25 protein-coding genes and 1 pseudogene are annotated in these 24,406 nt (G+C 65.8%); 10 read left to right on the forward strand and 16 right to left on the reverse strand.

Features of this window, described 5'->3' with window-relative positions; translation table 11 throughout:
- Nucleotides 1-247: 247 nt before the first annotated feature.
- The gene (locus ACTUWL_RS10380) at nt 248-1,744 is read right to left on the reverse strand and encodes an aldehyde dehydrogenase family protein (protein WP_021078420.1); all 1,497 of its coding nucleotides are present in this window, start codon (nt 1,742-1,744) and stop codon (nt 248-250) included.
- Nucleotides 1,745-1,936: 192 nt separating this feature from the next.
- Here ACTUWL_RS10380 and ACTUWL_RS10385 point away from each other — a divergent pair, with 192 nt between their 5' ends.
- Nucleotides 1,937-2,788, forward strand: a complete 852-nt coding sequence (locus tag ACTUWL_RS10385) for an SDR family NAD(P)-dependent oxidoreductase (RefSeq protein ID WP_021078421.1) — start codon at nt 1,937-1,939, stop codon at nt 2,786-2,788.
- 470 nt (nt 2,789-3,258) lie between these two features.
- Here ACTUWL_RS10385 and ACTUWL_RS10390 read toward each other — a convergent pair whose 3' ends face one another.
- From ACTUWL_RS10390 to ACTUWL_RS10425, 8 genes are all read right to left on the reverse strand, one after another.
- Complete coding sequence (locus ACTUWL_RS10390) at nt 3,259-3,465, reverse strand: hypothetical protein (RefSeq protein ID WP_035651034.1); 207 nt, start codon at nt 3,463-3,465, stop codon at nt 3,259-3,261.
- Between the two features lie 71 nt (nt 3,466-3,536).
- Nucleotides 3,537-4,532, reverse strand: a complete 996-nt coding sequence (locus ACTUWL_RS10395; RefSeq protein WP_021078423.1) for a hypothetical protein — start codon at nt 4,530-4,532, stop codon at nt 3,537-3,539.
- Entirely contained in the window at nt 4,529-5,650 is a 1,122-nt protein-coding gene (locus tag ACTUWL_RS10400; protein WP_021078424.1) for a hypothetical protein, read from the reverse strand. Before ACTUWL_RS10400 ends, ACTUWL_RS10395 begins: the two co-directional genes overlap by 4 nt.
- Nucleotides 5,647-6,846 (reverse strand): hypothetical protein, encoded by a 1,200-nt coding sequence (locus ACTUWL_RS10405; RefSeq protein WP_021078425.1) that lies wholly within the window; start codon nt 6,844-6,846, stop codon nt 5,647-5,649. Before ACTUWL_RS10405 ends, ACTUWL_RS10400 begins: the two co-directional genes overlap by 4 nt.
- On the reverse strand, nt 6,843-7,718 hold the full coding sequence (locus ACTUWL_RS10410) for a HesA/MoeB/ThiF family protein (RefSeq protein ID WP_021078426.1): 876 nt from the start codon (nt 7,716-7,718) through the stop codon (nt 6,843-6,845). Before ACTUWL_RS10410 ends, ACTUWL_RS10405 begins: the two co-directional genes overlap by 4 nt.
- On the reverse strand, nt 7,715-8,770 hold the full coding sequence (locus ACTUWL_RS10415) for a hypothetical protein (protein WP_021078427.1): 1,056 nt from the start codon (nt 8,768-8,770) through the stop codon (nt 7,715-7,717). Before ACTUWL_RS10415 ends, ACTUWL_RS10410 begins: the two co-directional genes overlap by 4 nt.
- 171 nt (nt 8,771-8,941) lie before the next feature.
- Nucleotides 8,942-9,217 (reverse strand): YiaA/YiaB family inner membrane protein, encoded by a 276-nt coding sequence (locus tag ACTUWL_RS10420; RefSeq protein WP_021078428.1) that lies wholly within the window; start codon nt 9,215-9,217, stop codon nt 8,942-8,944.
- A gap of 55 nt (nt 9,218-9,272) precedes the next feature.
- On the reverse strand, nt 9,273-9,968 hold the full coding sequence (locus tag ACTUWL_RS10425; protein ID WP_021078429.1) for a PspA/IM30 family protein: 696 nt from the start codon (nt 9,966-9,968) through the stop codon (nt 9,273-9,275).
- Nucleotides 9,969-10,080: 112 nt separating this feature from the next.
- On the opposite strand from ACTUWL_RS10425, the gene ACTUWL_RS10430 reads away from it, so the two are divergent.
- From ACTUWL_RS10430 to ACTUWL_RS10440, 3 genes are all read left to right on the forward strand, one after another.
- A complete protein-coding gene (locus ACTUWL_RS10430; protein WP_021078430.1) occupies nt 10,081-10,689 on the forward strand; it encodes a TetR/AcrR family transcriptional regulator in 609 nt (202 codons plus the stop codon).
- 246 nt (nt 10,690-10,935) lie between these two features.
- Nucleotides 10,936-12,069: an acyl-CoA desaturase gene (locus tag ACTUWL_RS10435; RefSeq protein ID WP_106940420.1), complete on the forward strand. Its 1,134-nt coding sequence runs from the start codon at nt 10,936-10,938 to the stop codon at nt 12,067-12,069.
- A gap of 222 nt (nt 12,070-12,291) precedes the next feature.
- The gene (locus ACTUWL_RS10440) at nt 12,292-12,576 is read left to right on the forward strand and encodes a hypothetical protein (protein ID WP_035650998.1); all 285 of its coding nucleotides are present in this window, start codon (nt 12,292-12,294) and stop codon (nt 12,574-12,576) included.
- A 71-nt stretch (nt 12,577-12,647) separates the two neighbouring features.
- On the opposite strand, the gene ACTUWL_RS10445 is transcribed toward ACTUWL_RS10440, so the two are convergent.
- Both ACTUWL_RS10445 and ACTUWL_RS10450 read right to left on the reverse strand, forming a co-directional pair.
- On the reverse strand, nt 12,648-13,472 hold the full coding sequence (locus tag ACTUWL_RS10445) for an amino acid kinase family protein (protein ID WP_021078433.1): 825 nt from the start codon (nt 13,470-13,472) through the stop codon (nt 12,648-12,650).
- A gap of 14 nt (nt 13,473-13,486) precedes the next feature.
- Nucleotides 13,487-14,299 (reverse strand): amino acid kinase family protein, encoded by an 813-nt coding sequence (locus ACTUWL_RS10450; protein WP_021078434.1) that lies wholly within the window; start codon nt 14,297-14,299, stop codon nt 13,487-13,489.
- Nucleotides 14,300-14,425: 126 nt separating this feature from the next.
- Here ACTUWL_RS10450 and ACTUWL_RS10455 point away from each other — a divergent pair, with 126 nt between their 5' ends.
- Together ACTUWL_RS10455 and ACTUWL_RS10460 are read left to right on the forward strand one after the other, a co-directional pair.
- Nucleotides 14,426-15,124, forward strand: a complete 699-nt coding sequence (locus tag ACTUWL_RS10455) for an ABC transporter permease (protein ID WP_021078435.1) — start codon at nt 14,426-14,428, stop codon at nt 15,122-15,124.
- 39 nt (nt 15,125-15,163) lie between these two features.
- Complete coding sequence (locus ACTUWL_RS10460; protein WP_021078436.1) at nt 15,164-16,012, forward strand: substrate-binding domain-containing protein; 849 nt, start codon at nt 15,164-15,166, stop codon at nt 16,010-16,012.
- Between the two features lie 83 nt (nt 16,013-16,095).
- Here ACTUWL_RS10460 and ACTUWL_RS10465 read toward each other — a convergent pair whose 3' ends face one another.
- Together ACTUWL_RS10465 and ACTUWL_RS10470 are read right to left on the reverse strand one after the other, a co-directional pair.
- Entirely contained in the window at nt 16,096-17,400 is a 1,305-nt protein-coding gene (locus ACTUWL_RS10465; RefSeq protein WP_021078437.1) for an ATP-binding protein, read from the reverse strand.
- On the reverse strand, nt 17,397-18,059 hold the full coding sequence (locus tag ACTUWL_RS10470; protein WP_035651041.1) for a response regulator transcription factor: 663 nt from the start codon (nt 18,057-18,059) through the stop codon (nt 17,397-17,399). The genes ACTUWL_RS10465 and ACTUWL_RS10470 overlap by 4 nt, the downstream gene beginning before the upstream one ends.
- Before the next feature lie 264 nt (nt 18,060-18,323).
- Between ACTUWL_RS10470 and ACTUWL_RS10475 the strand changes: the two genes are divergently transcribed.
- From ACTUWL_RS10475 to ACTUWL_RS10485, 3 genes and pseudogenes are all read left to right on the forward strand, one after another.
- Nucleotides 18,324-19,079, forward strand: coding sequence for a COG4705 family protein (locus ACTUWL_RS10475; RefSeq protein ID WP_106940414.1), 756 nt, complete (start codon nt 18,324-18,326; stop codon nt 19,077-19,079).
- A 56-nt stretch (nt 19,080-19,135) separates the two neighbouring features.
- Complete coding sequence (locus ACTUWL_RS10480; protein WP_021078440.1) at nt 19,136-19,531, forward strand: hypothetical protein; 396 nt, start codon at nt 19,136-19,138, stop codon at nt 19,529-19,531.
- Between the two features lie 93 nt (nt 19,532-19,624).
- A pseudogene (locus ACTUWL_RS10485) lies at nt 19,625-19,813 on the forward strand (hypothetical protein); the annotation flags it as partial.
- A gap of 36 nt (nt 19,814-19,849) precedes the next feature.
- On the opposite strand, the gene ACTUWL_RS10490 reads toward ACTUWL_RS10485, so the two are convergent.
- Nucleotides 19,850-20,833 carry an MDR family NADPH-dependent oxidoreductase gene (locus ACTUWL_RS10490; RefSeq protein ID WP_021078442.1) on the reverse strand — a complete coding sequence of 328 codons (984 nt, stop codon included), beginning with the start codon at nt 20,831-20,833 and terminating at the stop codon, nt 19,850-19,852.
- A 125-nt stretch (nt 20,834-20,958) separates the two neighbouring features.
- Between ACTUWL_RS10490 and ACTUWL_RS10495 the strand changes: the two genes are divergently transcribed.
- Complete coding sequence (locus ACTUWL_RS10495) at nt 20,959-21,534, forward strand: TetR/AcrR family transcriptional regulator (RefSeq protein ID WP_021078443.1); 576 nt, start codon at nt 20,959-20,961, stop codon at nt 21,532-21,534.
- A gap of 30 nt (nt 21,535-21,564) precedes the next feature.
- Here ACTUWL_RS10495 and ACTUWL_RS10500 read toward each other — a convergent pair whose 3' ends face one another.
- Nucleotides 21,565-23,640 carry a 2Fe-2S iron-sulfur cluster-binding protein gene (locus tag ACTUWL_RS10500; RefSeq protein WP_021078444.1) on the reverse strand — a complete coding sequence of 692 codons (2,076 nt, stop codon included), beginning with the start codon at nt 23,638-23,640 and terminating at the stop codon, nt 21,565-21,567.
- A 60-nt stretch (nt 23,641-23,700) separates the two neighbouring features.
- The gene (locus ACTUWL_RS10505) at nt 23,701-24,318 is read right to left on the reverse strand and encodes a glutathione S-transferase family protein (protein WP_035651046.1); all 618 of its coding nucleotides are present in this window, start codon (nt 24,316-24,318) and stop codon (nt 23,701-23,703) included.
- Nucleotides 24,319-24,406: the final 88 nt, after the last annotated feature.

Here is a 24,406-nt window from a genome sequence, read left to right on the forward strand (position 1 = left end):
GCCTTCGGCAGGCTCCCCGGGATGAGGGGCTTGCTCAGTGTCATCACCCGCGCATGCGCATGCGGGTGATCCAGTATTCCAGAGACGTCTGCGCTTGAATCGAGGAGCCGCGGCGTACTGGATCGCCCGGTCCCGTCTTCGCCAAGGCTTCGACGAGGCCACGGACCTCGGCGCGCCGAAGCTTTAGCGGAGGCGGCAAGCCGGGCGATGACAGCGGTGAGCGAGGATATGCGCCTTGTTTCAGGCGCTAGCCCGTCTTGATCCAGACCGCCTTGACGTTGAGATATTCCTCGACGTGCTGCTTGCCGGACTCGCGGCCGTAGCCGCTCATCTTGTAGCCGCCGAACGGCACCGCCGGATCCATCGCCTGGTAGCAATTGACCCAGACCGAGCCGGCGCGCAGCGCCTTCGCGACCTGGTGCGCCTTGCTGACATTGGTGGTCCAGACGCCGGAGCCGAGGCCGAAGGTGGTGGCGTTGGCGCGCTTGATCAGCTCGTCCGGATCCTTGAACGAGATCGCCGAGATCACCGGGCCGAAGATCTCTTCCTGCGCGATGCGCATGTTGTCCTGCACATTGGCAAACACCGTCGGCTGCACGAAATAGCCCTTCGAGAGCGCGCCCTCGGTGAGGCGGCCGCCGCCGGCAAGTGCCGTGGCGCCCTCCTTCTGTCCGATGTCGAGATAGCCGGAGACGCGGTCCATCTGCTGCTGCGACACCAGCGGCCCGATCTGGGTGTTGGGATCGAGGCCGTTGCCGACCTGCAGCTTCTTGCCGAACTCGGCGACGCGGCCGACGAATTCGTCATAGACCTTCTGCTCGACGAACAGGCGCGTGCCGGCGCTGCAGATCTGCCCCGAATTGGCGAACACGGCCATCGCGGCTCCCGGCACCGCCGCATCGAGATCGGCGTCGGCGAACACGATGTCCGGCGACTTGCCGCCGAGCTCAAGCGAAACCCGCTTGAGGTTACCGGCCGAGGCACGGATGATCGACTGCCCCGTGACGTGCGAGCCGGTGAAGGCGACCTTGTCGACATCGGGATGCGATGCCAGCGCGGCGCCCGCGGTCTCGCCATAGCCCGGCACGACGTTGACGACCCCGGGTGGAATGCCGGCCTCCATGCAGAGCTCGCCGATGCGCAGCGAGGTCAGCGGCGATTCCTCCGCCGGCTTCAGCACCACGGTGCAGCCGGTCGCGATCGCCGGGCCGATCTTCCAGATCGAGGCAGTCAGCGGACCGTTCCAGGGGATGATGGCGCCGACCACGCCGATCGGCTCCTTCAGCGTGTAGGAGAAGATCTCGCCGGGCAGCGAGTTCTCGATGGTCTCGCCGTGGATTGCGGTGGCCTGGCCTGCGTAATAGCGCAGCATGCCGAGCGAGCGCAGCCGGTTGCCGCGGGTGCGGCTGATCGGCGCGCCCATGTCGAGCGTGTCGAGCTGGGACAGTTCCTCGAAATTGGCTTCGACCAGCTCGGCGAGCTTGAGCAGCATGTTCTGCCGCTCGAACGGCTTCACCTTGCTCCACGGCCCTTCGAAGGCGCGCCGCGCCGCCGCAACCGCGCGGTTGATGTCCTCGGCGTCGCCCTCGGCGACGGTCGCGAGCAATTCACCGGTGGCGGGGTTGTGGGTTTCGAATTTCTTGCCGGAGGCGGCGTCGACCCATTTGCCGTCGATCAGCATCTTCTTGTAGGAGCCGTCGGCATAAGGATGGCGCGTGATCGGAACTGCCTGCGAAACAGCCATGTTTGCACTCCCTGTCAAATTGTCGGCTGAGGTGTTTTGGAAGCGTTATATCCCGAATTCTACAGCGCGGCCGCGAAACCGTAAAGCGAGGCGAGCGTTGTCGAGGGTGGCGCGCATGAAAACCTCCCATGCGCCTGCCTGCATGGTACGATGATTTAGAACCTCAGCCACATATGTGTCCGGAGACCGACGATGCCGCACCCCGTGATATCAGCCAATCATGTTGCCGTGATCACCGGAGGGGCATCCGGCATCGGGCTTGCTGCCGCACTGCGATTTGCGGAGGCCGGCATGAAGGTCTGCATCGCCGATCTCGGCGACGACAGGCTGAAGGCGGCCGCGGCAAAACTGTCATCTGCGGCGCCGGGCGGCGCGGCCGACATCATGACGGCGGCGGTCGACGTCAGCCGCGCGGACGCGGTTGCGGAGCTCGAAGCCGGCGTCGCGAAAAGGTTCGGCGGCACCGACATCCTGATGAACAATGCCGGCATCCAGCCCGGCAGCGCGATGTTCGGACCCGCGGACAATTGGCAGCGCATCCTCGGCGTCAACCTGTGGGGCGTGATCAACGGCACCCAGGCCTTCGTGCCCAACATGATCAAGCGCGGCCGGCCGGGGCTGATCATCAACACCGGCTCCAAGCAGGGCATCACCACGCCGCCGGGCGATCCCGCCTACAACGTCTCCAAGGCCGGCGTGAAGGCGTTCACCGAGGCGCTGCAGCACGAGCTGCGCAACACCGACGGCTGCAAGCTGACGGCGCATCTGTTGATCCCGGGCTTCGTCTTCACCGGTCTGACTGCGCGCGGCCGCACCGAGAAGCCGGCCGGCGCCTGGACCGCGGAGCAGACCGTCGATTTCATGATCGAGCGGCTCGAGGCCGGCGATTTCTACATCCTCTGCCCCGACAACGATGTGCCGCGCGCGCTCGACGAACGCCGCATCCTGTGGGCCGCCGGCGACATCGTCGAGAACCGCCCGCCGCTGTCGCGCTGGCACAAGGATTACGGCGACGCGTTCGCAGCTTTCGCGAAAGGGGAGTAGGAAGAGAATCTTAGGATGGGTGGAGCGCAGCGAAACCCATCACCTCTCCTGCGGTCCGCTATTTGATGGGGATCGCTGCGCTCCACCCATCCTTGCACACTTGATGCTCTCGTCATTCCGGGGCGCGCGCAGCGCGAGCCCGGAATCCATCGGGCCGCAGGCTTTGTGGCACGATGGATTCCGGGCTCAGCCCTTCGGGCTGCCCCGGAATGACGACGATGGATGAATCTGCGGGGGACGTCACCGCGTCCGGATTAATTCGCCCGCACGCGGACCGGCGTCTCGGGCTGCGCCACCAGCGCCTCACCGAGTTCGTTCTGCTGAGCGCGGCGAGATGATGGGTATCGCTGCGCTCCACCCATCCTACGCGGCGCGTCATTGCGAGCGGAGCGAAGCAATCCATGCTGCAGCGTGCACGGAACGATGGATTGCTTCGTCGCTCCGCTCCTCGCAATGACGACGGAAGCGTCCTACAGCGTTTCCTGCTTGTGGTCGCAGTTCTTGCAGGTGAACTTGACGCGGGTCTGACCCTTCTCCGCCTGCACCCGGTTCGGCGCGCCGCACTTGCCGCAGACCGCCTCGATCCGGGTCGTGCCCTGCTTGATGACCAGGTTCCGTTTTTCCATGGTCTCGCGGATCAGGCGTTCCGCTTCCTCGCGCAACGATTGCTTCGACATCATCCCACCGGTCATTGGTTTGCGGGCCGCCTCTTAGCACGGCCGCGTGAAGCTTTGACAGGGGGTACCGATCAGACGATCAAGCGATCCACCGGCATCCGGTAATGCCGCGGATTCAGCAGTTTTTCCGGCCGGCCGACGCGGAATACGTTGACGAGGCGCAGGTCGGCACCGACCTTGCCGAGCTTGCGCAGCCGCTCGTTGAAGTCGGGATGATCTGCCAGCGCCGAAATCGGGCATGCCGCGAGCCCGGCGCGGTCAATCTCCAGCCAGCTGCGATAGAAATGCCGCCCCGTCGTGAGTGGATCCTCACCGACCGGACGACAGAACAGGACGATCGCCGATGCCGAGGCGGTCTTGGCGCGGTCGGCAAGCAACGATGCGGCGAGGCCGAGACGATCGAGCGGCCTGAACAGGCTGCCGAGCACGAAGCGGGCAGCCGTGGCCTCGACCGCGTTCATGGCGAGCACGTCGCGATTGAGTCCGTCGAGCTGATAGTGCGGATGACCGGGCGACAGCCGCATCCACCCGAGCAGCTCGGCCCGGTAGTCGTCGCCGTGGATAAAGGAGAATTCGGCCTGGTCGGCCCAACCGGCGATCTCCGTGATTGTCTGGCGATGGCAGATGCAGATCGAATCGTCACGCGCGACGGCAAGCTGCACCAGCGGCGCAGGATCATCCGCCGACTTCGTGAATTTGCCGCGCCACGACATCCGGTGCGCCACATGGCCGGCCAATGGATCGGGCGCGACACCTTGCCTGATCGCAAAACTGCAGAGCAGGGCATATTGCGGCGACAGCGGCTGCTCGATGGTGGTCATGGCCGTGATCGCAAGGCCGCGGCGGTTGAGGGCGAGGCTCATGCCCTCCAGTGCCGCGCCGTGCGAGACCAGCACATCGTGTCCCGCGGGGTCGGCGACCGGCGCGCGGACGCCGGTGTCGTCGACCAGCGCCAGCCGTCCGTCGCCGAGCAAGCGCCAGCGCGTCGGCTGGATATTGTGGACGCTCGGCGCCAGCCGCGCCTCCGCGACCAGCTCACGCAGCAGATCGGGCGTCAGTTCGCTCATGCCGCAGCCAGCCGCTTGGTGAACAGGTGCAGCCGGTGCAGCGGCCGGGCGCCGGCCTTCTCGACCTGGCGCAGCGACGGAGCATTGATGTCCGCGATCCAGGTGCCGCCGAGCGTGCGGTAGCCGGCCTGCTGCAACGCCAGCGCGGTGCGGTAGAGCATCGCGCCATTGAGGCCGCGATTGTGCAGGTCACGACAGACCGACTGATAGATCAGCACCGCGCGGGTGTTCATCATGCGATGCTGCACGAATTTGAACGGCGCGGTCAGCCCGATGCGGCCGCCGATCGCCTTGATCAGCGGATTGAGGTCGGGGATCGCAATGATCGCGCCGGCGGGACGGCCGCGGTGATAGACCACGGTCGAAATCCGCTTGTCGATGATCCACATCATGTCGCCGGCCTGGAACAGATATTCCGCCGCGGTCGGCGGCACGAACATCGGGTTGTCGGCAAAGCCGTCATTGAGGATCAGCCGCGCATCCTCCAGCCGCACCTTGAAGGCGGAACGCTTGATCGGCTGCCAGACGAAATCCGGATCGGCCAGCACCGCACGCTGCTTGTCGCCGAGCAGCTGCTCCGGCTTGCCGCCATCGAGTGCGATCTCGAACGTCGTCATCGGGAAGGTCGCGGAGTAACCGGCGCGTTCGAGGTGCTGCGCGATATGCGGCGGCGACCACATCATGTCGGTGAACGGCGCATGGTCGAAGCCGTCGGTCACGACGCCGATCTGCTGCATCGCCGTCAGATTGAAATTGCCGGCAATCCGGCTCATGCCGCGCGCCGACAGCCATTGCTCGGCCGCGCGCAGCAGCGCATCGGCCACTTCGACGTCGTCGATGCAGTCGAAGAAGCCGAACGCGCCGTGACGGGTGCCGTGCTTGCGGTTTGAGGCGTCGTGGATCGAGGCGGCGATGCGGCCGACCGGTTTTCCGTCGCGATGCGCTGAAAAAAGCGCATAGCGGCCATGGCCCTCGGTGACGAACGGGTTTTTCGCGGCATCGAACATCCGGTCGAAATCGCTCCACAGCGGCGGCACGTAGAGACTGTCGGGCCCATAGGCATTGAGCGCGGCGTCGAAGGCCGCTTTGCGGTCGCCCTCGCGGATCTCTGTTGTCATTTGGCCTCCGGGGTCAGCGCCAGCAGCCGCCGCACCAGCGCCAGCGCGGTTTCGGTGGCGGGATCGGCCGCGGTCACCGGCACGGCGAGCACGATCAGGTCGAGCGGATCATGCCCGAGCACGATGACGTGGGAGGCGTTGTTGGCCGAGATCAGCGACACGATGCGCTCGGCGGCCGGGTCGGTCGACACCAATCCCCACGGCGCTTCGGACGAGCGCAGCACGCGCCGCGCCGACAGGAAGTCGCGCAGCAGCGGCGGATCGTAGGGCCCGAGCTCGTCTTCACGGAAGCGCCGCGCGCTTTCGAAGATCGGATGCCGCGCGAGCTCAGCGATCAGCTGCTCGCGGGTCTGCGCCGGCGACGCCGCGACCGAGTTGAGCACGCCCGGCTCCTGGGATTCGAACAGTGCCCGCAGCGCGTCCGTCATCAGGCCGATGGTCAGGACGCCGGCGATCGCGACCGCGACGAACCGGACCATCTGGGCGGCATCGACATCAGGCGCCATGAAGCTGGCAGCGAGACCGAGCAGGCCCGAAGAGATCAGCCGCAGCGCCATCATGGCAAGGCCATGCCGGCGCGTCTCGGCGCCGCCGCCAGCAATCAGCATCACGGTGACCGTGAGCAGTGCCCCCAGCGCGCCGAGCCGCACCGGGATGTCCGGAAACAGCGTGCGGAAATCGGTGAGGATGAACGGGATCACCACCAGCGCGCCGACCGCCATGCGGCCGATGCTGCGGTTCTCGGAGGCCATCAGCGCGGCGCGGTCGCGCGTCGCCAGCAGCAGTGCACAGGTGGCGAAGCCTGCGAGCTGGAACAGCGCCAGCGTGATCGCATAGGGCATCACGAAGCGCTGCAGCCCGAACGTGCCGCCGAGCCCGAGCAGGATGCCGCCGGCGAGCGCCGCGATCTTGACCGGGCGCGGCGCGTGCCGCCGCAGGATGCCCTCGGTGACGATCAGCGCGCCGAGCGGGATCAGCGCGGCCGGGATCACCGAGAGGCGATCGAGCACGAAGCTTCCGCTCCACCACGCAAGACCACGGTCGAGGAACAGGGTCGCGATCACGCCGAGCGCGAGCAGCAGGCGGCGGGTCAGCGGGCTCCTCGGATCGCGCCGATAGAACGTCATCATCGCCACCGCGACGCCGATGGCGCCGCAGAGATTGACGATGGAATCGGCGATCACCCCGGAGGTCATGCGACGCCCGTCAATTGAACGATCGCGCGCCGCACCAGCGGACGCATCAGGGCCGCGACCAGCGCGTTGCGCGGCTTCTCGATCGCCGGCCGGTGCGGATTGAGGAACCAGCCGCGGCAATCGGTGCCGGAGCTGCGGCCGAGGATCAGCGCGACAGCCTCATAGGCCATCAGCATGCCGGTCGAGATCACCATCGGCGCGAACGACATCCGGCTGCGGCGGCCGGCCGCGACCTCGCCGGCGATCGCGAGGTCGACATAGTTGCGCGACGAGGAATGCAGCATCACGTGCTCGATCTCGGCACGCATCGCGGCGCGGCGGTCGTCGTCGGTGATGTCAGTCCAGTCCTTGCCGAGCGTGGGAAAGCCGAGGCGCTGCTCGGGCCGCGGATCGCGCGGGCGCACCACGATCACCGACGGCAGCGGCGACATATAGGCGTCGATCACGGTTGCCTCGGCGTGCTTGGCGGTCCGGTACAGATGCACGCCGGCGGCGATGTCGTCCATGCCGTTGACGATGACCGGGCAGCGTTCGGCGATCCCGGCGAGCTCGCTGGTCCAGTTCTCGCCGAGCACCTCGATCTCGATGGTCGGGTTGATGCGTTTGGCGGCTTCCGCGGCAACCGCCGCCTTTTCGCGGCCGACCTCGTCGGCGAAGGCGAACACCTGGCGGTTGAGGTTGGAGACCTCGAAGCGGTCGATGTCGGCGATCACGAACCGGCCGACGCCGGCGCGCGCCAGCGCCATGAAGGCCGCGCCGCCCATGCCGCCGACGCCGCAGACGAACACCCGCGCCTGGCGCAACAGCTGCTGCTCGTGCTCGTCGATGAAGCCGATGTTGCGGCCGGTGAAGGAGTAATAGTCGAAGTTCATCGCACCGCCCCGCTGTCCTGCCGGCGCGGCCGCAGCGTGCCGAAGGCGCGGCTGTCGTCCAGCCAGTACACCACCGGCAACACCAGCCGTTGCAGCGCCAGCATCGCGGACGCCGCGAGCAATGCCGGCAGCGAGCCCGAGGGCACCTCGCTCATGATGTAACGGCGCGCGCCGGCCAGATCGACGCGGCCGAGCTGCAGCACGTCATCGCCGCGGCCGTAATCCAGCTCGCGCTCACAGAACTCGTTGTAGACGGCATTGCGATGCTTCGGTGCGATCTCGAAGGTTTTCTTCAGCGCATCCGAGCCGCCGGTATAGGCATTGGTGATGACCGAGCGCGCCTCGTCGAAGCCGGCCTCCTCGCCGACACCGAACACCGCGCGATGCCGGGCCATGATGCCCCGCGCGAGCTGCAGATGCGCAAAGCTCTGCCGGGCGCCCGGCAGCGGCGACGGGAATACATCCGAGAAGGTGTCGCTGACCATGCCGACCACCGCCGGCACCTGGGTGACGTTGGAGATCCATTTCGGCCGCAAGCCGTCGCGGGCGAACAGCACCAGCGCGGTCAGGCCATAAAGCACCCAGGACAGCCCCTGCCCGCGCACATCGGGATCGACCATGACGAGGCCGAGATGGGTCACTTCAACGGGCTCGCCGTCGAGCGGCACGTCCATCACCGACAGCGCATTGAAGGCGATCGGCCGGCCGGTGTCTTCCTCGGAGATCAAAGTGACGACAGCGCGCGACAGCCGCTCGGGCTCGCCGGAGAAGATGCCGTAGGTCAGGCTCTCCTCGGGCAGCGTCTTGGCGGCGACGATGCGCAGCTGCCCGACCAGCGCGTCGAGTTCGTCCTTGGGCAGCGACAGGCCGGGGGATTCGACGATCCGGGTGCGCTGGCCGGCCTGGGTGCGCAAGGTGAGATCGATGGTCGGCTGCGACAGTGCCTTCAGCCAGAAGCCGGCATGGTTGCGCAGGCCGTCGAAGGCCGCGCGCACCTTGGCAAAGCCCGAGCTGCCGCGCGAAGCCGGCGTAGGATTGTCGGTGGACGCCATTTCTCTCTGTCCCTCGGGCGCGATCTCTGCACTCGCCCCTGTTAAGGAGCCATGAGCGCAACCTGACGCTGCTCGCCGCAGGGTAAACAAGGCCTTCCGGAAACGGAACAAGTTGGTCCGAACAACGAAAGCGGCGGGTGCAAGACACCCGCCGCTTCGCATGCCTCCAGCTCACGCCGCCTTGGAGACTTCCATCAGCAGGCGCTCGGCCTTGGCATCCTCGATGCGGTTGACGAACTTGCCGCTCTCGTAATTGTCGCGGATCGTCTTGGTCAGCGTGACGCAGGTCTGCACCAGCATCACGATGCCCATCGTGAGATAGCCCTTCATCCAGAGGTCGATCGGCAGGAAGAACACGCCGACGGCGACGAGGAAGGCGGAAGCCGCGAAGGATGCGTAGGTGAAGGTCACCCAGCCGCTGCTGTGGGGTTGGATCGTCTGGTTCATGGTGGTCTCCTTGATCTTGCGAGGTTTGATGTTGGTTCAGTTGCAGGCGAGAGGTTCAGGCGGCGGGCGGGCGCTTGGCCTTGAGCCGCGCCAGCACGTCGTCGGCCGTCGATTTCATGCGTGGGCCAAAACCCTGCTCCGCGAGCTTCTCGGCGACGACGACCGGTCCCGAGGCGGTATCGATCTCGAACAGCGCGTCGTCGGCCGCCTGGATCTCGATCTGCCGCTCGCGCAGCCGCTTCAGCGTCGCTTCCGCTTCCGGCAGCGTTGATTCGTAGGGCCGCGCCGCCTCGATGCCGCTCCGGCGCAGCGAACGCACCGCCTCGGACGCGCGGGCGAGGCGCCGGCCGCGATCAAGCTCGGCAATGCGCGCCTCGGCATTGGCGACGTGGCGCTTCAGCCGGGTGATCTCGGTGGCGAACAGCGTGCGCGCGGTCATCGCGGCATCGCGTTCGGCTTCGAGGTTGGCGATCGCCTGCGCGGCTTCGCGCGCGAGGTCTTCCCGGCCGCCCTCGAGCGCCGCCGATGCGCGCACCTCGAGATCGGCGATCCGGGTGTTGGTGGCGTCGAGCCGGCGGCCCTCCTGCGCGTCGCCGGCGATCGCGAGGGCCAGCGTCCGCTTCGAGCGGTCGACGGCGGCGGCGGCATCACGCATCTGCTGGTCGAGGACGACCAGCGCGGTCCGGTCTTGCAGTTCCTCTTCCGCTGCCGCCACGCTGCCGCGGAAAATTGTCAAAACGGTTTTGAACATTTGGTCGCTCCCTGTTATGAGCATCGCTCATGAATCTCTTGTACCATATAATGAGCATTGCTCAAGTATTATTTGAGCGACGCTCAAGGTTGCGGTTAACGACGGGTGAAACATGTCCAAGGCATTGGAACGACGAGCAAAACTACGCGAAGCGCTGATCGAGGCGGCGGAACGGGCAATTGCGGCAAAGGGCCTCGGCGGCCTGAAAACCCGCGAACTGGCCCAGGAAATCGGTGTCGCCAATGGCGGCGTCTACAATCTGGTCGAGGATGTCGACGAGCTGATCCTGCGCGTCGGCTCACGCACGCTGGCCCGGCTGGATGCCTCATTGTCGCTGGCGGAGATCGGCGGAGCGGCGGCGCCGCGCGAGATGCTGGTGCGGATCGCGGTCGCCTATTGCGACTTCGCCGCCGACAATCTCGAACTGTGGCGAGCGCTGTTCGAGCATCGCATGCAGCCCGGCAAGCCGGTGCCGGAATGGGCGATCACCGAGCAGATGGAATTGTTCCGCCACATCTACAAGCCGCTCGCAGCACTGTTTCCGCAGCGCTCGCCGGCGCAGCTCGGCGTCACCGCACGCAGCCTGTTCTCCGCCGTGCACGGCATGGTCGCGCTCGGGCTGGAGCACAAATTGATCGCCGTGCCGATCGACCAGCTGCGCAGCGAGATCGCGACACTGACGCGCGCGATGGTCGACGGACTGACGGCGAAGAAGGAGTAGCGCCGGTGTCCCCATCCAGCGGAAAATCTGCGCGCGGCATGAGCTGCGGCAATCGGCGCCATGCTGCTTTGACGACCGATAGACTAGCAGAGCCTCTGGTTTCGCGACCCCGCGACTTGTCTACCGGCTGTGGGGTTCTACCTATTACAGCGCGCAAAGGCCGCCCTGCCCGGCGGCCCGCGCATCGAAGCAACTGAGGTCACGCGCGTGTCCACCAATATCGATCCAGACCAGCACGACGACATCATGTACCCGCAGGTCCTGCCGTTTGTGTTGGTCCACGCGGGGTGTCTGGCGGCGATCTGGACCGGCGTCTCATGGCAGGCGATCGCAATTTGCGTCGCGCTGTACTGGCTGCGCATGTTTGCGATCACCGCCGGCTATCATCGCTACTTCTCGCATCGGGCTTACGCGACGAGCCGGACGTTTCAATTCATCCTGGCATTCCTTGCCCAAAGCAGCGCCCAGAAAAGCGTGCTTTGGTGGGCCGCGAAACATCGGCATCACCATCTTCATTCGGATACCGAGCACGATGTGCATTCACCCCGGCATAAGGGCTTCGTGTACAGTCATGTCGGCTGGATCTTCTATCGACAGCATGATGCAACGGATCTGACGAAAGTTTCGGATTTTGCCGTCTATCCGGAGTTGATGTGGCTGCACAGGCTGGAGGTCTTGCCGGCGATCGTGGTCGCAGCCCTGTGCTTCCTGATTGCCGGATGGCCGGGACTGGTGGTCGGTTTCTTCTGGAGCACGGTGCTGGTGTATCACGCGACGTTTTGCATCAACTCGCTTGCGCATGCTCACGGACGCAAGCGCTATGTGACGGGCGACGACTCCCGCAACAATTGGCTGCTGGCCCTGTTCACGATGGGCGAGGGCTGGCACAACAATCATCACGCCTACCAGAGCAGTGCGCGGCAAGGCTTCCGGTGGTGGGAGATCGATGCGACCTATTATGTCCTGGTGGCGTTGTCCTGGCTCGGCATCGTCCGGGAGCTGAAGGCGCCGCCCGCGCAGGTGCTCCGCAACGAGCAGCGCCTGGGATCGCGCGTGGTCAAGCGAACGGCCGAACAGCTCGCCAGCCGCTTCAATCCCGAATACATCGCGCAGGCCATCAGAACGTCGGTGCACGAAACCGGATTGTCGGTGCGGGAGGCGCTTGCTCTGTTGCAGCACCGTGCCGACCTGCATCTGCCCAGCGTCCCGACGCGAGAGCGGTTGCTGGCGGAAGCCCAGGCGATGTTCGCCAAGACGAGTTCGCTGGACGACATCGTCGACCGCGCACATGAGCTGCTGGTGGAATCGGTTTGCCTGCTCCTGGCGGTCCCCCCGGCGCTGGCCGGCGCAAGGTCGAAACCTCAAGCGAGCCAGCGGTAGCGTCTTGCGACACAACAAGCCTCGAAGCATTTCAACACATGCCGCTCGGGTGCGGCGAAGCCCTTGCCTGCCCTGCTCCCGCGTTGCAGGATTCAAGCGCCGAAAACCTTCAGCAGTGGGCCTTGCATGAAACCGTGTATCGTGGTCGCCGCAGTGGCGCTCATCCTTGCAGTATCAAGAGTCACGCCGGCCTCCGCCGCGCAGCTCATACCGGAATGCTCGATGTCGGCGACATTGGCGGATTGGGGCGAAAACTCGACCGGCGATATCGATATCGCCTCAGGCGAAAGCTGCCAGATCCCGATCGGGATCCGCGGCACGGTGACGGATTCGTCGATCTCGCAGAAGCCGGCCTATGGCAAATTGAAGAAGATCAACGCGACGACCTTCGAGTACCGGGCGAAAGCCAAGTACAAGGGCAATGACAGCTTTGCCATCAAGGCGACGGGTCAAGGGCCGAAGGCCTCCGGCACCTCCGTCATCACCGTGCACGCCACGATCAAGTAATCGCTCTGGCGGCATTCGACTCCCTCGCCCCATTCTTACAGGGAGAGGTGAAGCAGAGTCTGCGGCTCGTGTTACGCCGGCCGCGCGCCGGTGCGGATGATTGAGCCGATATGCTGGCCGCGCAGCGCCGCGGTGAGCCGGCCGGGAACCAGACCATTGATGACCTGCACGCGCTCGATGTGCCTGGCATTGGCCATCACCTCGAGCAGCGCGGGATCGAACGGCAGCGTGCCCTTCAGCCTGGCGAGATCGGCGAAGCTCGTCTCACGCAGCAGCTCGGCCTTCTTGCCCTCGGGACCATTGGGATCGTCGGTGTAGACGCCGTCGACATCCTCGACGATCGTCAGCCCGGCGGCGCCGAGCGCATCAGCGAGCAGGAACGCGCCGGTGTCGGCGCGGTGCAACGGGATGCGCGAGTTCGGAAACTCGTGATGGTGATAGGGCGGGAACGCGCTGCCGACCACCGCGCGCGACGCGGAGAGGTGGATCGCAAGCTGGCTCGCGATGGTCGGATGCTCGATATAGGACACGCCGTCCGGCGCGAGCAAGCAGCCGAGGATATGGCCGTTCTGCCCGGCCTCGCTCGCCGCGAGCGGCTGGAGCGAGCCGACCGGCAGTCCGAGGTCGAGGCCGACGCTGTAGAGATGGCGGGCGCGGATGCCGGCGCCGGTCAGGATCAGCATGCGGTGCTCGGGCAGCAGTGCGCGCAGCTCACCGACGATCGGCAGGATCGCCTCATGGCCGCGATCCATGATGGAGCGGCCGCCGATCTTGATCACCTGCAGCCACGGCAGCAGCGGAATCGAACGTCCGCCGGCGACGGGACGGGTGAGATCGCCGTCGAGCAGGGTCTGGCGCGCGAGCGGCGAAGCGACGTGCTTGATGGTGTCATCCATGGTCGTGTCTCTGCTCAGTTCGCGGTGATGATGGTGCCGATATGTTCGCCCGCGAGCGCGCGGGTGAGATTGCCGGGGACGAGGCCATTGACGATCTGCACCTGGCGGACATGGCGTGCACTGGCGAGCAGGTCGAGCACCGGGAATTCGAGGATCGAATCCTGCAGGCCCTTGGCCTTCATCTCCGCGACCGAGATCTTCGGAATGAAGGTCGCGCCCTTCGAGGTCTTGGGGTTCGCGGTGTAGAGGCCGTTCTCGTCCTTCACATAGATCATCGCCTTGCAACCGAACTGTTCGGCGACGAGGAAGCAACCGGCGTCGGTGCGGTAGGGCGGGATCATTCCCTCGGGCGCAGGCCGCATCCACAGGCCATAGGGCGGCATGCCGCTGAAGATCACGGCGTTGACCTCGGCGAGATACAGCGGCACGGCCGACAGGCCGGCGCCGCTGACCGCGGAGATGCCGTGCTTGGCGAGCAATTGGCCCAGCATCACCGCGTTCTGGTCGGCGACCGAGGCGCCGAGCTGCGACAGCACGCCAGCCGGCAGCCGCAGCCCGGCCGCGATCGAATAGAGATGCCGGGCGCGGGTGCCGGCGCCGGTTCCGATCAGCAGCTTGTGCGCCTTGCGCGCGGCGACGATCTCGTCGACCAGCGGGTAGACGGCGGCACGGCCGCGGTCGATCACGCTCTGCCCGCCGATCTTGATGACGGTGGCATCGGGCAGGATCCGGAAGTCCGACGCCGCCTCCGCCGTCGCCAAAAGCTGCGGATCGGTCAGCGACCGCTGCATCAGGAGCGCTTCGAGCTCCGCCGTCGTGCTTGCCATGAGAACCGTCCTTATCTCCAATGCGCTTGGCATTGCTTCCGGATCGCACTGGTAGCGGTAAGCGGGGCGGGTCTCAAGACCTCGATGATTTTGCTTATTTGCTGAGGTCTGGCTTAGTAAGAGACCATGAATGATTTCACCCAAGCGCTGGAACTGGCTGCCGGCCTGATCGGCCACTTTGATCCGGAGCTACGCCAGATCGTCGGCCTGTCGCTTGGCGTCAGCCTGACGGCGAGCCTCGTTGCCTTCGCGATCGGGGCGCCGATGGGCACAGCGCTGGCCATCTACCGGATCCGGGGCAGGGTTGCGTTGATCGTCGTCGTCAATGCGCTGTTGGGGTTGCCGCCGGTGGTGGTGGGACTTGCCGTGTACCTGCTGCTGTCCCGATCGGGGCCGTTGGGGGCGCTGGGGATTCTGTTTACGCCGACCGCCATGGTGATCGCGCAGGCCATTCTCGGCATTCCGATCGTCATTGCGCTGGTGCACCGGACGATGGTGGGTGTCTGGGCTCGTTACGGCGATGCCCTTCTCGTCGACGGCGCCTCGCGCTTGCGTGCCACCTGGACGCTCATGGCTATCGGACGCGACGGGCTATTGACCGCGTTTCTCGCGGCTTTCGGCCGGGCGATCGCAGAGGTCGGCGCGATCATCATCGTCGGCGGCAACGTGCGCGGGCATACCCGCACCATGACCACAGCCATCGCATTGGAGACGAGCAAGGGAGAGCTAAGCCTTGCGCTGGCGCTTGGCATCATCCTCGTCATCCTGTCGATGACCGTGAGCGCATTGAGCTTCCTGATTGGACGCATCTTGGCCGGTCGCTGAAGCCCCAAACAATATCGTCGTTCAAGGGAGATCGCCCGCATGAAGCACTGCCTCGGCTCACTCCGTATCCTCGCAATCATCGCGCTTGCCGTGCTTGGCGGGCAGACCGTCACGCATCCAACTTGGGCGGAAGATCAGACCATTGTCGTGGCGTCGACGACGTCCACCCAGGATTCCGGGCTGTTCAGCTACCTGCTCCCGATCGTCAAGCAGAAGACGGGCCTCGAGGTGAAGGTGCTGGCACAAGGCACCGGTCAGGCGCTCGACACCGCGCGCCGCGGCGATGCCGACGTCGTGTTCGTGCATGCCCGATCGGCTGAGGAGAAGTTCCTTGCGGAGGGGTACGGCGTGAAACGTTATCCCGTGATGTACAACGACTTTGTCGTCGTCGGTCCGAAGGACGATCCGGCAGGCATCAAGGGCCAGGGTGTCCTCGCCGCGCTGCAAACCATCAAGACCAGAGCCGCGCCGTTCGTCTCCCGTGGCGATCATTCCGGCACCCATATTGCCGAGCTGAGGCTTTGGAAAGAAGCCGGCATCGACATCGCGAACGACCGCGGCTCCTGGTACAAGGAAATCGGCCAGGGCATGGGTGCGGCGCTGAGCATGGCCTCGGCGTCGAGCGCCTATTTGCTGTCCGACCGCGGCACGTGGCTGGCGTTCCAGAATCGCGGCGACGTGACAGTTCTGGTCGAAAGCGACAAGCGGCTGTTCAATCAGTACGGCGTGATGCTGGTAAATCCGGCCAAGCATCCCACGGTGAAGAAGGAAGCCGGCCAGCGCTTCATCGACTTTCTGATTTCGCCGGAAGGACAGAGCGCGATCGCCGGCTACAAGATCAACGGCCAGCAGCTATTCTATCCCAATGCGAACGATCCCAATGCTTGAAGGAAGCAGCCCGGTCGCGTTCCCTGAGCATGCGCCGAGCCCGCCCTACTGCGGGGACATAGCCTCAGAGCGGCCGCCTGGCCTTACGGATCGGCCACCGGCAGCTTGACGGTCACGCGCAGGCCCGAGCGTCCGGCGCCGGTCACATTCTCGAACAGGATCGAACCCGTGGCACGATCCACAATCCGCTTCACGATCGAGAGCCCGAGCCCGGCCCCCTCGCCGCTCGGCTGGCCGCCGCGAAAGAACGGCTCGCCTATCTGCGCCAGATCCTGCGGCGGAATCCCCGGCCCGGTGTCCTCGATCTGGATGACCGCCATGGCGTCCTCGCGATGGACGCTGAGATCGACGGCGCCGCCATTGGGCGTGAACTTGATCGCGTTCTCGACCAGGTTCCGGACCGCCGAGGTCAGGGACATCGGATCACCGTTCACGGCGACCGCCTCGACGGTCGTGAAACCGAGATCGATGTTGCGAGCCGCCGCCTCCGGCAGCAGATCGGCGACGACACCCTTTGCGATCTTGTCCAATTCCACCGCGGCGCTTACGGCAGATGGCGCAGCGTCTTGACGCGCCAGCGCCAAGAGTTGCTCGAGGAGATGCCTGGTGCGCCGCATGCCGCTCTTCAACGCATCGAGCCGCTCGCGCGTCTCCGCGGGCATGTCGAGCGAGGCAAGGTTTTCCGCCTGCAGGCTGAGCGCGGTGACCGGCGTTCGAAGTTCATGGGCCGCGTCGGCGATGAAGCGCCGTTGCTGATCCATCATGACGCGCGTCCGCCCGAGTAATCCGTTGATCGAGCCAAGGAACGGCCGGAGCTCGCTTGGCGTGCCGGTTGCGGGCAGCGCGCCGATGTCGTCCACCCTGCCGGCGTCGAGATCGCCGGCGAGGCGCAACATCGGGCGGAACGATCGGGCGATCACCAATGCGGTCATCAGCAGCAGGCACGGCACCAGCGCGGCGATCGGCAACAGCGTGCGCACCGCCATGTCTCCTGCGATCTCGGTGCGGATCTCGGTCTGCTGCGTCACCGCAAAGCGGCTGCCGTCCGACCGCGTCCGAAGCAGCGCGCGGACCGGCTGTCCGTGATAGACGTCATTGTGCAGCCCATCCGTCAGGCCCCACAGCCGGCGATCGTCAGTGGCGCCGCGCGGCGCCTCGCCCAACTCGACGACGGCGACCTCGGCTTCCGCATCGACACCGGTGACCGGGCGGCTTTGCCGGAGCGGAGCGCTCAGCGCGAAGCTGCCGATCTGGATCAGGACGGAGTCCTGCATCTCGATCGCTTCGCTGTAGGCCCATCGGTACGCCAGGATTCCGCCGACGGCGCCCGTCAGCAGAATGATCGCCGTGAGTCCAACGAACAGGCGCCCGCGCAGCGATCCCATCATCTCGAACGATCCACCATCCATCCGACGCCGCGCACGTTCCTGATCGCTGACGCGCCGAGCTTTCTGCGCACCGCGTGGATCAGGAACTCGACTGCGTTGCTCTCGACCTCCTCGCTCCAGCCATAGATCTGGCGTTCGAGCTCGGCACGGGACAGGATCGTTCCCGGCCGGTTCAAGAGCGCCTGAAGCAGGGCAAACTCGCGGGCGCTGAGCACGGCTTTTTCTCCACCGAAGGCGGCCTCCCGCGTTGCCGGGTCCAGTTGCAGCTCGCCATTGGTCAGCACCGGCGCCGATCCGCTGCCCTCGCGCCGCAACACCGCACGCATGCGCGCCAGCAATTCCGCGATCTCAAACGGCTTGACCAGGTAGTCGTCGGCGCCGAGATCGAGTCCCCGGATGCGATCGTCAAGCGCGTCGCGCGCGGTGAGAATGATGACGGGCAGGCGCATCGAGGCCGCACGGATCGCCTTGAGGACGTCGAGGCCGTCGGTCAACGGCAGTCCGAGGTCGAGCAGTGCGATATCGTAGGTCTCGCTGCGGCTGGCTTCGACGGCGAGATCGCCATCGCGCACCCAGTCGACGGCATAGGCGGCATCCCGCACCGCCTCGACGACGGCGGCGCCGATCATCCTGTCGTCCTCGACCAAGAGCACCCGCATCGCCCGTCCGTCCATCCCGATCCGTGCCGGAGCTCCACCCGGCGAAACTGCTTCGTATCGCGCAACCCGCGACACAAGCGCGATCATATCAGCTTCGACTTAGCCGGAACTTAGGGCTTTCGGCGCCTGCGTGGCGGCCACGCGGCCCGGCTAAGCCGGAGCTAAGTCTCGTAGGGCACGCTCCGTGTCGAATCCGGCGGAACCGCCGGCGATCCCACAGCGGAGTTCACCACCGTGCAGGTTACCCGACGCATCGGCCGCAGCATGCTGAACAAGGTCCCCGAAGTCACCCTCGTGTTCTGGCTGATCAAGATCATGTCGACCACGGTCGGCGAGACCGGCGCCGATTATCTCGCCGTCCATGTCGGCCTTGGCACAAGCGTGACCGGCCTGATCATGGCGGCCCTGCTTGCGGCCGTGCTGGCTGTCCAGCTGCGGATGGGCCGATACGTGCCATGGGTCTACTGGCTGACGGTCGTGCTCGTCAGCATCGTCGGCACGCAGATCACCGATGCGCTGACCGACAAGCTCGAGATCAGCCTCTACGTCAGCACGGCGCTGTTCGCGACCGCGCTGGCGGCGACCTTTGCGATCTGGTTCGCGGTCGAGCGGACATTGTCGATCCACAGCATCGTGACCACGCGGCGCGAATTGTTCTACTGGGCGGCGATCCTGTTCACCTTCGCGCTCGGGACCGCCGCGGGCGACCTTGCCACCGAAGCGCTGGGCCTCGGCTTCAACGTCGGCGTCGTGGTGTTCATGGCGCTGATCGCAGGCGTCACTGCTGCCTACGCGCTCGGCGCCAACGAGGTGCTGGCGTTCTGGATCGCCTACATCCTGACCCGGCCGCTCGGCGCCTCGTTCGGCGACATGCTGTCGCAATCCCGCGACTATGGCGGCCTCGGCTTCGGCACGATCTACACCAGCCTCGCCTTCCTCGCGGTGATCGCCGCGCTGGTCGGCTGGCTCTCGTTCGCAGACGGCAGCGAGCGAACCCCCGAAGCATCACCCCGCGCATGAGTTCGCCGCCCGTCCAAGAGGTCGTCCGCCGAAGCAACCCTAACAGGAGAACCACAATGAACAGAACGATCCTCGCACTTGCCGCAATCCACGCTCTCGTGGTGACTTCACCATTTCCGCATGCGAGCGGAGGCCTGACCCTGCTGCCACGCGCGCAAGCCGCCGCCTCCAAACTCGGCGACCTGACGCCGTTCCGCAGCATCGCCGCCGATGTCGCAGCACTTGTCGACAAGGGAGACCTCGCCGGCGCCAAGACGCGGATCAAGGATCTCGAAACCAAATGGGACGAAGCGGAAGCCGGCTTGAAGCCGCGCGCGGCCGCGGACTGGCACACGGTCGACAAGGCGATCGATCGCGCGCTCGAGGCGGTGCGTGAGACCAATCCGGACGCCGCCAAATGCAGGAAGGCGCTCGCCGAGTTGCTCTCGATCATGGACCAGATGAAGGCCTGATCCCGTCGTCCATCATTTGACCACCCGCCGGCGGCATCGACCGCCGGCGGTGTATCTCGAAGTGACGAATCTTGGAGTGACCACCCCATGGATATGCTGCTCGACAACACCACCGCGGAGCGCACGGGCAAGGTTCCCGCCGTCACGCTGGGCTTCTGGATCATCAAGATTCTCGCCACGACGCTCGGCCAAACCGGCGGCGATGCGGTCACGATGTCGATGAATCTCGGTTATCTCGTCGGCACCGCGATCTTCGTTGCGATCGCGGCCCTGGTCTTCGCGCTGCCGCAGCGGGCGGGCAAGCACGCGTGAGCTTGTTCAGGCCTTGTTCGGCGTGAAGATCACCTTGCCCTTGAATGCCGCCGCCTTCGCAATGGCTTCCGCAAATCCCTCGAGGCCATAGCTCCCGACCACCGGGGCGCTGATCGCCCCTGAGGCAACCATCGGCACGAGATGGTCGTACATCGTGGCCAGCGCCTCGTCGGTCGCAGTCTTGCCCCAGTGGGCGAGCCAGAAACCGCGCACGGACACCTCGTTGAAGATCACGCTCAAGGCCGAGCCGGAGAACGGCTGTCCGCTCATCGCGCTGTAGATGACGAGCACACCCTTCGGCGCCAGGCAGTTCATCAGGTTCAAGGCCGACGCGCCGCCGACGACGTCGAGCGCCAACTGGATCGGCGCCTTGCCGGTCTCCTTGGCGACGCGTTTGGCAAGATCCGGCCCGTCGACCAGCACGATATCGCCGCCGACCGCCTTGACTTCATCCACGACTTCCTCGCGGCGGACGATGTTGACCGTCTTGAGCCCAAGCGACCTGGCGATGGCGATCACCGCGCGCGCCGTCGCCGAATTGGCGCCGTTTTGAATCACCCAGCCGCCGCGCGGGATTTTGACGAAATCGGTCAGCAGCAGATAGGCGGTCGCCGGATTGACCGCGATCATCGATAGCTGCTGGATGTCGGCAGCTTCGGGCAACGGACGCTGCCAGGACGGCGTGAACTTGAGCCGTTCGGTCCAGGTCGGGATCGTGAACGGGATCAGCGTGCGGTCACCTTCCCTGAGGTTCTTGACCTGCGCGCCCGCAGCGATGACGCGCCCGACACCCTCGATCCCGAGTGTCGCCGGCGGCGTCGGCAGGTAACCGTAGCGCCCTGCGATGATCATGAAGTCCGAGTTGTTGATCGGCGCGGCCTCGACCGCGACCACCACCTCGTTCGGCCCGGGGCTGCCGACATCGGGCACCTCGTTGAGTCTCACCGCTTCCGCCGGACGTCCGAACGCAACCACCTGAACCGCCTTCATGGCACTATCTCCCGATTTTATTCTATACTTGTAAGTACAGAATATGGGCAACGTCAATGACTGGATTTGCCTTCACGGTAAGGTGAAGGCTTCACATCGGACGCGGGAGTACATAAAACAGCACCATGGCAAGGCCGCGCAGTTTCGATCCGGACGACGTCCTGGAGATCGCCCGCCAGGTATTCTGGCAGAAGGGGTTTCAGGCGACCTCGCTCGACGAGATCACGGCGGCGAGCGGGATCGCGAAGCCGAGCCTTTATGCAGCGTTCGGCGACAAGCACGCGCTGTTCCTGCGGGTGCTGGACCGCTATCACGACGGCATCCTCGGCTGGGCCGAGCGCGTGCTGGCGCAGCCGGGGCCGGCCCGGGAGGCGATCAGGCAGTGGCTGACCGGCTTCATCCCGTATTGCTCGGGCGAGAAGGGGCAGCGCGGCTGCCTGTCGATCAATTCGGCGACCGACGGCTCGCTCGATCAGGCCGCGCTCCGCAAGAGCATCGAGCGCTACAACCGGCGGCTCGAGGAGCTGTTGCGCACGCGGCTGCGCGCCGACCGCGCCCAGTTCAAGAAGGGCTTCGATCCCGACGTCACCGCGCACACGGTCATGGTGGTGCATGCCGGACTGATGGCGCTCGCGCACCAGACGCCGGATTCGAAGCAGGTGAAGGCCGTGATCGACCAGGTGCTGGGCCTGCTCGCCTGAATCGTGAGGCGATTTGAAGCGCCCGGCCGGTCAGAGATCGAGCTGGATCCGCTCCTCGCCTTCCGCTTCCGGCTTCGCCGGCACGGCGCAGCAGATCAGCACCTCGTCATCGGCCACCGCGGCGGTCGGCTGCTTCTGATAGGTCACGGCACCCGCCAGCAGTTTCGTCCGGCATGTTCCGCAATTGCCTTCCCGGCAACTGAAGGCAGGACTGAGGCCGCGTGCTTCCGCCAGTTCGAGCAGCGTTCCGGATTCCGGCGTCCAGCGCGCTTCCTTCAGCGATGCGGTGAAGGCGACCGGGACCGGCGCGGTCGCGGCCGGCCGGCGCGGCGACACCGGCGCGGCCACGTCCGGCGTCCTGGCCAGCGAGGATGGCCCGAATGCCTCGGCGTGAATCCGGCGATCGGCAATGTTGTAGTCGCGCAGGGCTTCATAGAGCGATTGGGTGAACTGCGGCGGCCCGCACAGATAGAAATCGTAGTCGTTGAACGGCAGGACACGCGACAGCAGCGCCATGTCGATCCGCCCCGCGGCGTCGTAATCCGTGCCTTGTTCGGCGCCATCGACGTCGCTGAGCACGCGGATGATCCGGACCGCGCCGCCGGCGGCCGCAGCCAGTTGCTGCAATTCGTCGCCGAACGCACGTTCCGCCTTGGCATGCGCGGCCTGGAACAGGAAGATCGGCCGGATGCCGCGGGTGCGCAGCCCCTCATAGACCACGTGGCGCAGCATCGCGAGCAGCGGCGTGATGCCGACGCCGCCGGCGAGCAGCACCGCCGGCCGCTTCTCGCGCGCATCGATCGTGAAACCACCGGCCGGCGCGCGCGCCTCGATGATGTCGCCGACACGGATGGCGTCGTGCAGATGCTGCGACACAACGCCGTCACGCTTCACGCTGATGCGGTACATGCCGTCCGACGGCGCGACCGACAATGTATAGGTGCGGATGGTCGGCTTGTCGGCGTTGGGGAGCGCGATGCGGATCGGCAAATGCTGTCCCGCCCGGTGCGGCAGCCGCCCCGCGCCGTCGTCCGGCTGCAGATGAAACGAGCGGATCGAGCGGCTCTCGTCGACGATTCTGGCGACCTTGAAGGGACGCCACTGCGTCGCAAGCTCGGCTGCGCGGATGCGATCTGCGGCCTGCGCCCAGTCGCCGGTCATCAATGCATTCGGCGACCAGCCTTCGGCGCGGAACGCCCAGCGCAGCGGCAACGCGCCGCGCCTGCGCACCACACGGCGGGCCCGAAAACTCCACAGCCGTTCGGCACCCTGGAACGCCGCGATCTCGGGCGAATCCAGGATCACTTCGGCATCGCCGGTCAGTTGCAGCATGTCGCCGGTTTCGAAATCGACGAAGGCCAGTCCAGCCTTGCCGTTGACGAGGATGTTGCCGAGCGTGTTGAAGAACAGGTTTCCGGCGAAATCCGGAATGGTGAGCGTGCCGTCGGCGGCGACGCGAACGAAGCCTGCTCTGCCGCCGCGATGCGAGACGTCGACCTGGCGACGGTCCTCGCGCTCGGCATAGGACGCCACGAAGAACGTATCTGCCGCCTGGATCATGTCGCGCGCGGCCTGATCGAGCGCCGTGTTCGTCTCGATTTCGCCGGTGAACGGCTGATCCGGCTCGCGCACGAAAGCGAAATCGCGGAGCTGGATGTATTGCGGGCAGTTGCCGAAGCTCTGATCGAGTTCGAAGCTCAGCGCCTGGCCGGACGATGCACGGAGCAGCCCGTTGGCGCGGTTGCGCCGCCGCGTGTGCAGCTCGATGCCCAGCAACGCGACGGCATCGCTCTCGCGCATGCCTTCACTGACGGGATCGCTTGGATCAGGCCGTGCAGCGATCTCGAGGCTGCGCGATGTCGGCGAGGCGATGAAGCCGGGCCGGCCGGCCAGCAAGGAGGCCCACGCGTCGCCGCTCCGGTCCACGCTGCCGACCACGATGAAAGGAATCTGCGCAAAGAAATCGCGATGCTGGTCGGGCATGTAATCGCGCACCGCGCGCTGGCCGACCGCCTCCATCTTCTCGGCGACGCCGACCCGCTGCTGGATCGCCTTCTCGCCGGCATGCCAGGCCGCGAGCTTGCTCATGGTTCGCCTGTCGCTCATTGCCTTGCCCTCCCTTTCGGGCTTGCACGGGCGCGCCCTGGGACGCGCCCGCTCAGCACATCACGCAGCTTTGGACAGACCGACGCGGGTCTTGGCAAAGGGCACGAAGCCCGGCAGCGCCTCGATCCGGCGCAGGAACGCGTTGACGTGCGGATAGGCGGAGAGATCGACATTGCCTTCCGGCGCGCTCGACAAATAGCTGTAGAGTGCGACGTCGGCGATGGTCGGCTGCGCGCCAACCAGCCAGTCGCGATCGGCGAGATGAGCCTCGAGCCGCTTCAGCATCACATGGGCGCGCGCGATCACGTCGTCCGGATTGAACTTCGCGCCGAACACGGTGATGAGCCGCGCCGCGGCGGCACCAAAGGCGAGATCGCCGGCGGCGACCGAGAGCCAGCGCTGCACCGTCGCGGCGCCCTTCGCATCCTGGGGCAGCCAGTCGGTGCGGCCGAACTTGGTCGCGAGGTAGACCAGGATCGCGTTGGAATCCGCGATGATCGTGCCGTCGTCGTCAAGCACCGGCACCTGGCCGAACGGATTGAGCGCCAGGAATTCCGCCGTCTTGTGTGCTCCGGACCCGAGGTCGACCTCGACCAACTCATGCGGAATTCCGAGCAGGGAGATGAACAGGCGGGCGCGATGTGCGTGACCGGAGAGCGCGAAGTGATAGAGCTTCATGGTGCCGTTCCTCATGTCGTGGACGGGGCCATTCCCGACCGCGACCTCAAGGTGGCTCATTGCATCGATGATTATAATGACCGTCGTA

It is taken from the genome of Bradyrhizobium sp. WCU1 (assembly GCF_053474805.1).

Coding starts and splice junctions, on each gene's coding strand:
- ACTUWL_RS10455 (WP_021078435.1), top strand. CDS start 14,426: ATGAATGATTTCACCCAAGCGCTGGAACTGGCTGCCGGCCTGATCGGC.
- ACTUWL_RS10450 (WP_021078434.1), bottom strand. CDS start 14,299: ATGGCAAGCACGACGGCGGAGCTCGAAGCGCTCCTGATGCAGCGGTCG.
- ACTUWL_RS10395 (WP_021078423.1), bottom strand. CDS start 4,532: ATGAGCGAACTGACGCCCGATCTGCTGCGTGAGCTGGTCGCGGAGGCG.
- ACTUWL_RS10425 (WP_021078429.1), bottom strand. CDS start 9,968: ATGTTCAAAACCGTTTTGACAATTTTCCGCGGCAGCGTGGCGGCAGCG.
- ACTUWL_RS10490 (WP_021078442.1), bottom strand. CDS start 20,833: ATGAAGGCGGTTCAGGTGGTTGCGTTCGGACGTCCGGCGGAAGCGGTG.
- ACTUWL_RS10470 (WP_035651041.1), bottom strand. CDS start 18,059: ATGCGGGTGCTCTTGGTCGAGGACGACAGGATGATCGGCGCCGCCGTC.
- ACTUWL_RS10380 (WP_021078420.1), bottom strand. CDS start 1,744: ATGGCTGTTTCGCAGGCAGTTCCGATCACGCGCCATCCTTATGCCGAC.
- ACTUWL_RS10480 (WP_021078440.1), top strand. CDS start 19,136: ATGAACAGAACGATCCTCGCACTTGCCGCAATCCACGCTCTCGTGGTG.
- ACTUWL_RS10390 (WP_035651034.1), bottom strand. CDS start 3,465: ATGTCGAAGCAATCGTTGCGCGAGGAAGCGGAACGCCTGATCCGCGAG.
- ACTUWL_RS10465 (WP_021078437.1), bottom strand. CDS start 17,400: ATGATGGGATCGCTGCGCGGGCGCCTGTTCGTTGGACTCACGGCGATC.
- ACTUWL_RS10415 (WP_021078427.1), bottom strand. CDS start 8,770: ATGGCGTCCACCGACAATCCTACGCCGGCTTCGCGCGGCAGCTCGGGC.
- ACTUWL_RS10405 (WP_021078425.1), bottom strand. CDS start 6,846: ATGACCTCCGGGGTGATCGCCGATTCCATCGTCAATCTCTGCGGCGCC.
- ACTUWL_RS10435 (WP_106940420.1), top strand. CDS start 10,936: ATGTACCCGCAGGTCCTGCCGTTTGTGTTGGTCCACGCGGGGTGTCTG.
- ACTUWL_RS10420 (WP_021078428.1), bottom strand. CDS start 9,217: ATGAACCAGACGATCCAACCCCACAGCAGCGGCTGGGTGACCTTCACC.
- ACTUWL_RS10460 (WP_021078436.1), top strand. CDS start 15,164: ATGAAGCACTGCCTCGGCTCACTCCGTATCCTCGCAATCATCGCGCTT.
- ACTUWL_RS10495 (WP_021078443.1), top strand. CDS start 20,959: ATGGCAAGGCCGCGCAGTTTCGATCCGGACGACGTCCTGGAGATCGCC.
- ACTUWL_RS10475 (WP_106940414.1), top strand. CDS start 18,324: ATGCTGAACAAGGTCCCCGAAGTCACCCTCGTGTTCTGGCTGATCAAG.
- ACTUWL_RS10430 (WP_021078430.1), top strand. CDS start 10,081: ATGTCCAAGGCATTGGAACGACGAGCAAAACTACGCGAAGCGCTGATC.
- ACTUWL_RS10410 (WP_021078426.1), bottom strand. CDS start 7,718: ATGAACTTCGACTATTACTCCTTCACCGGCCGCAACATCGGCTTCATC.
- ACTUWL_RS10445 (WP_021078433.1), bottom strand. CDS start 13,472: ATGGATGACACCATCAAGCACGTCGCTTCGCCGCTCGCGCGCCAGACC.
- ACTUWL_RS10500 (WP_021078444.1), bottom strand. CDS start 23,640: ATGAGCGACAGGCGAACCATGAGCAAGCTCGCGGCCTGGCATGCCGGC.
- ACTUWL_RS10385 (WP_021078421.1), top strand. CDS start 1,937: ATGCCGCACCCCGTGATATCAGCCAATCATGTTGCCGTGATCACCGGA.
- ACTUWL_RS10505 (WP_035651046.1), bottom strand. CDS start 24,318: ATGAAGCTCTATCACTTCGCGCTCTCCGGTCACGCACATCGCGCCCGC.
- ACTUWL_RS10440 (WP_035650998.1), top strand. CDS start 12,292: ATGTCGGCGACATTGGCGGATTGGGGCGAAAACTCGACCGGCGATATC.
- ACTUWL_RS10400 (WP_021078424.1), bottom strand. CDS start 5,650: ATGACAACAGAGATCCGCGAGGGCGACCGCAAAGCGGCCTTCGACGCC.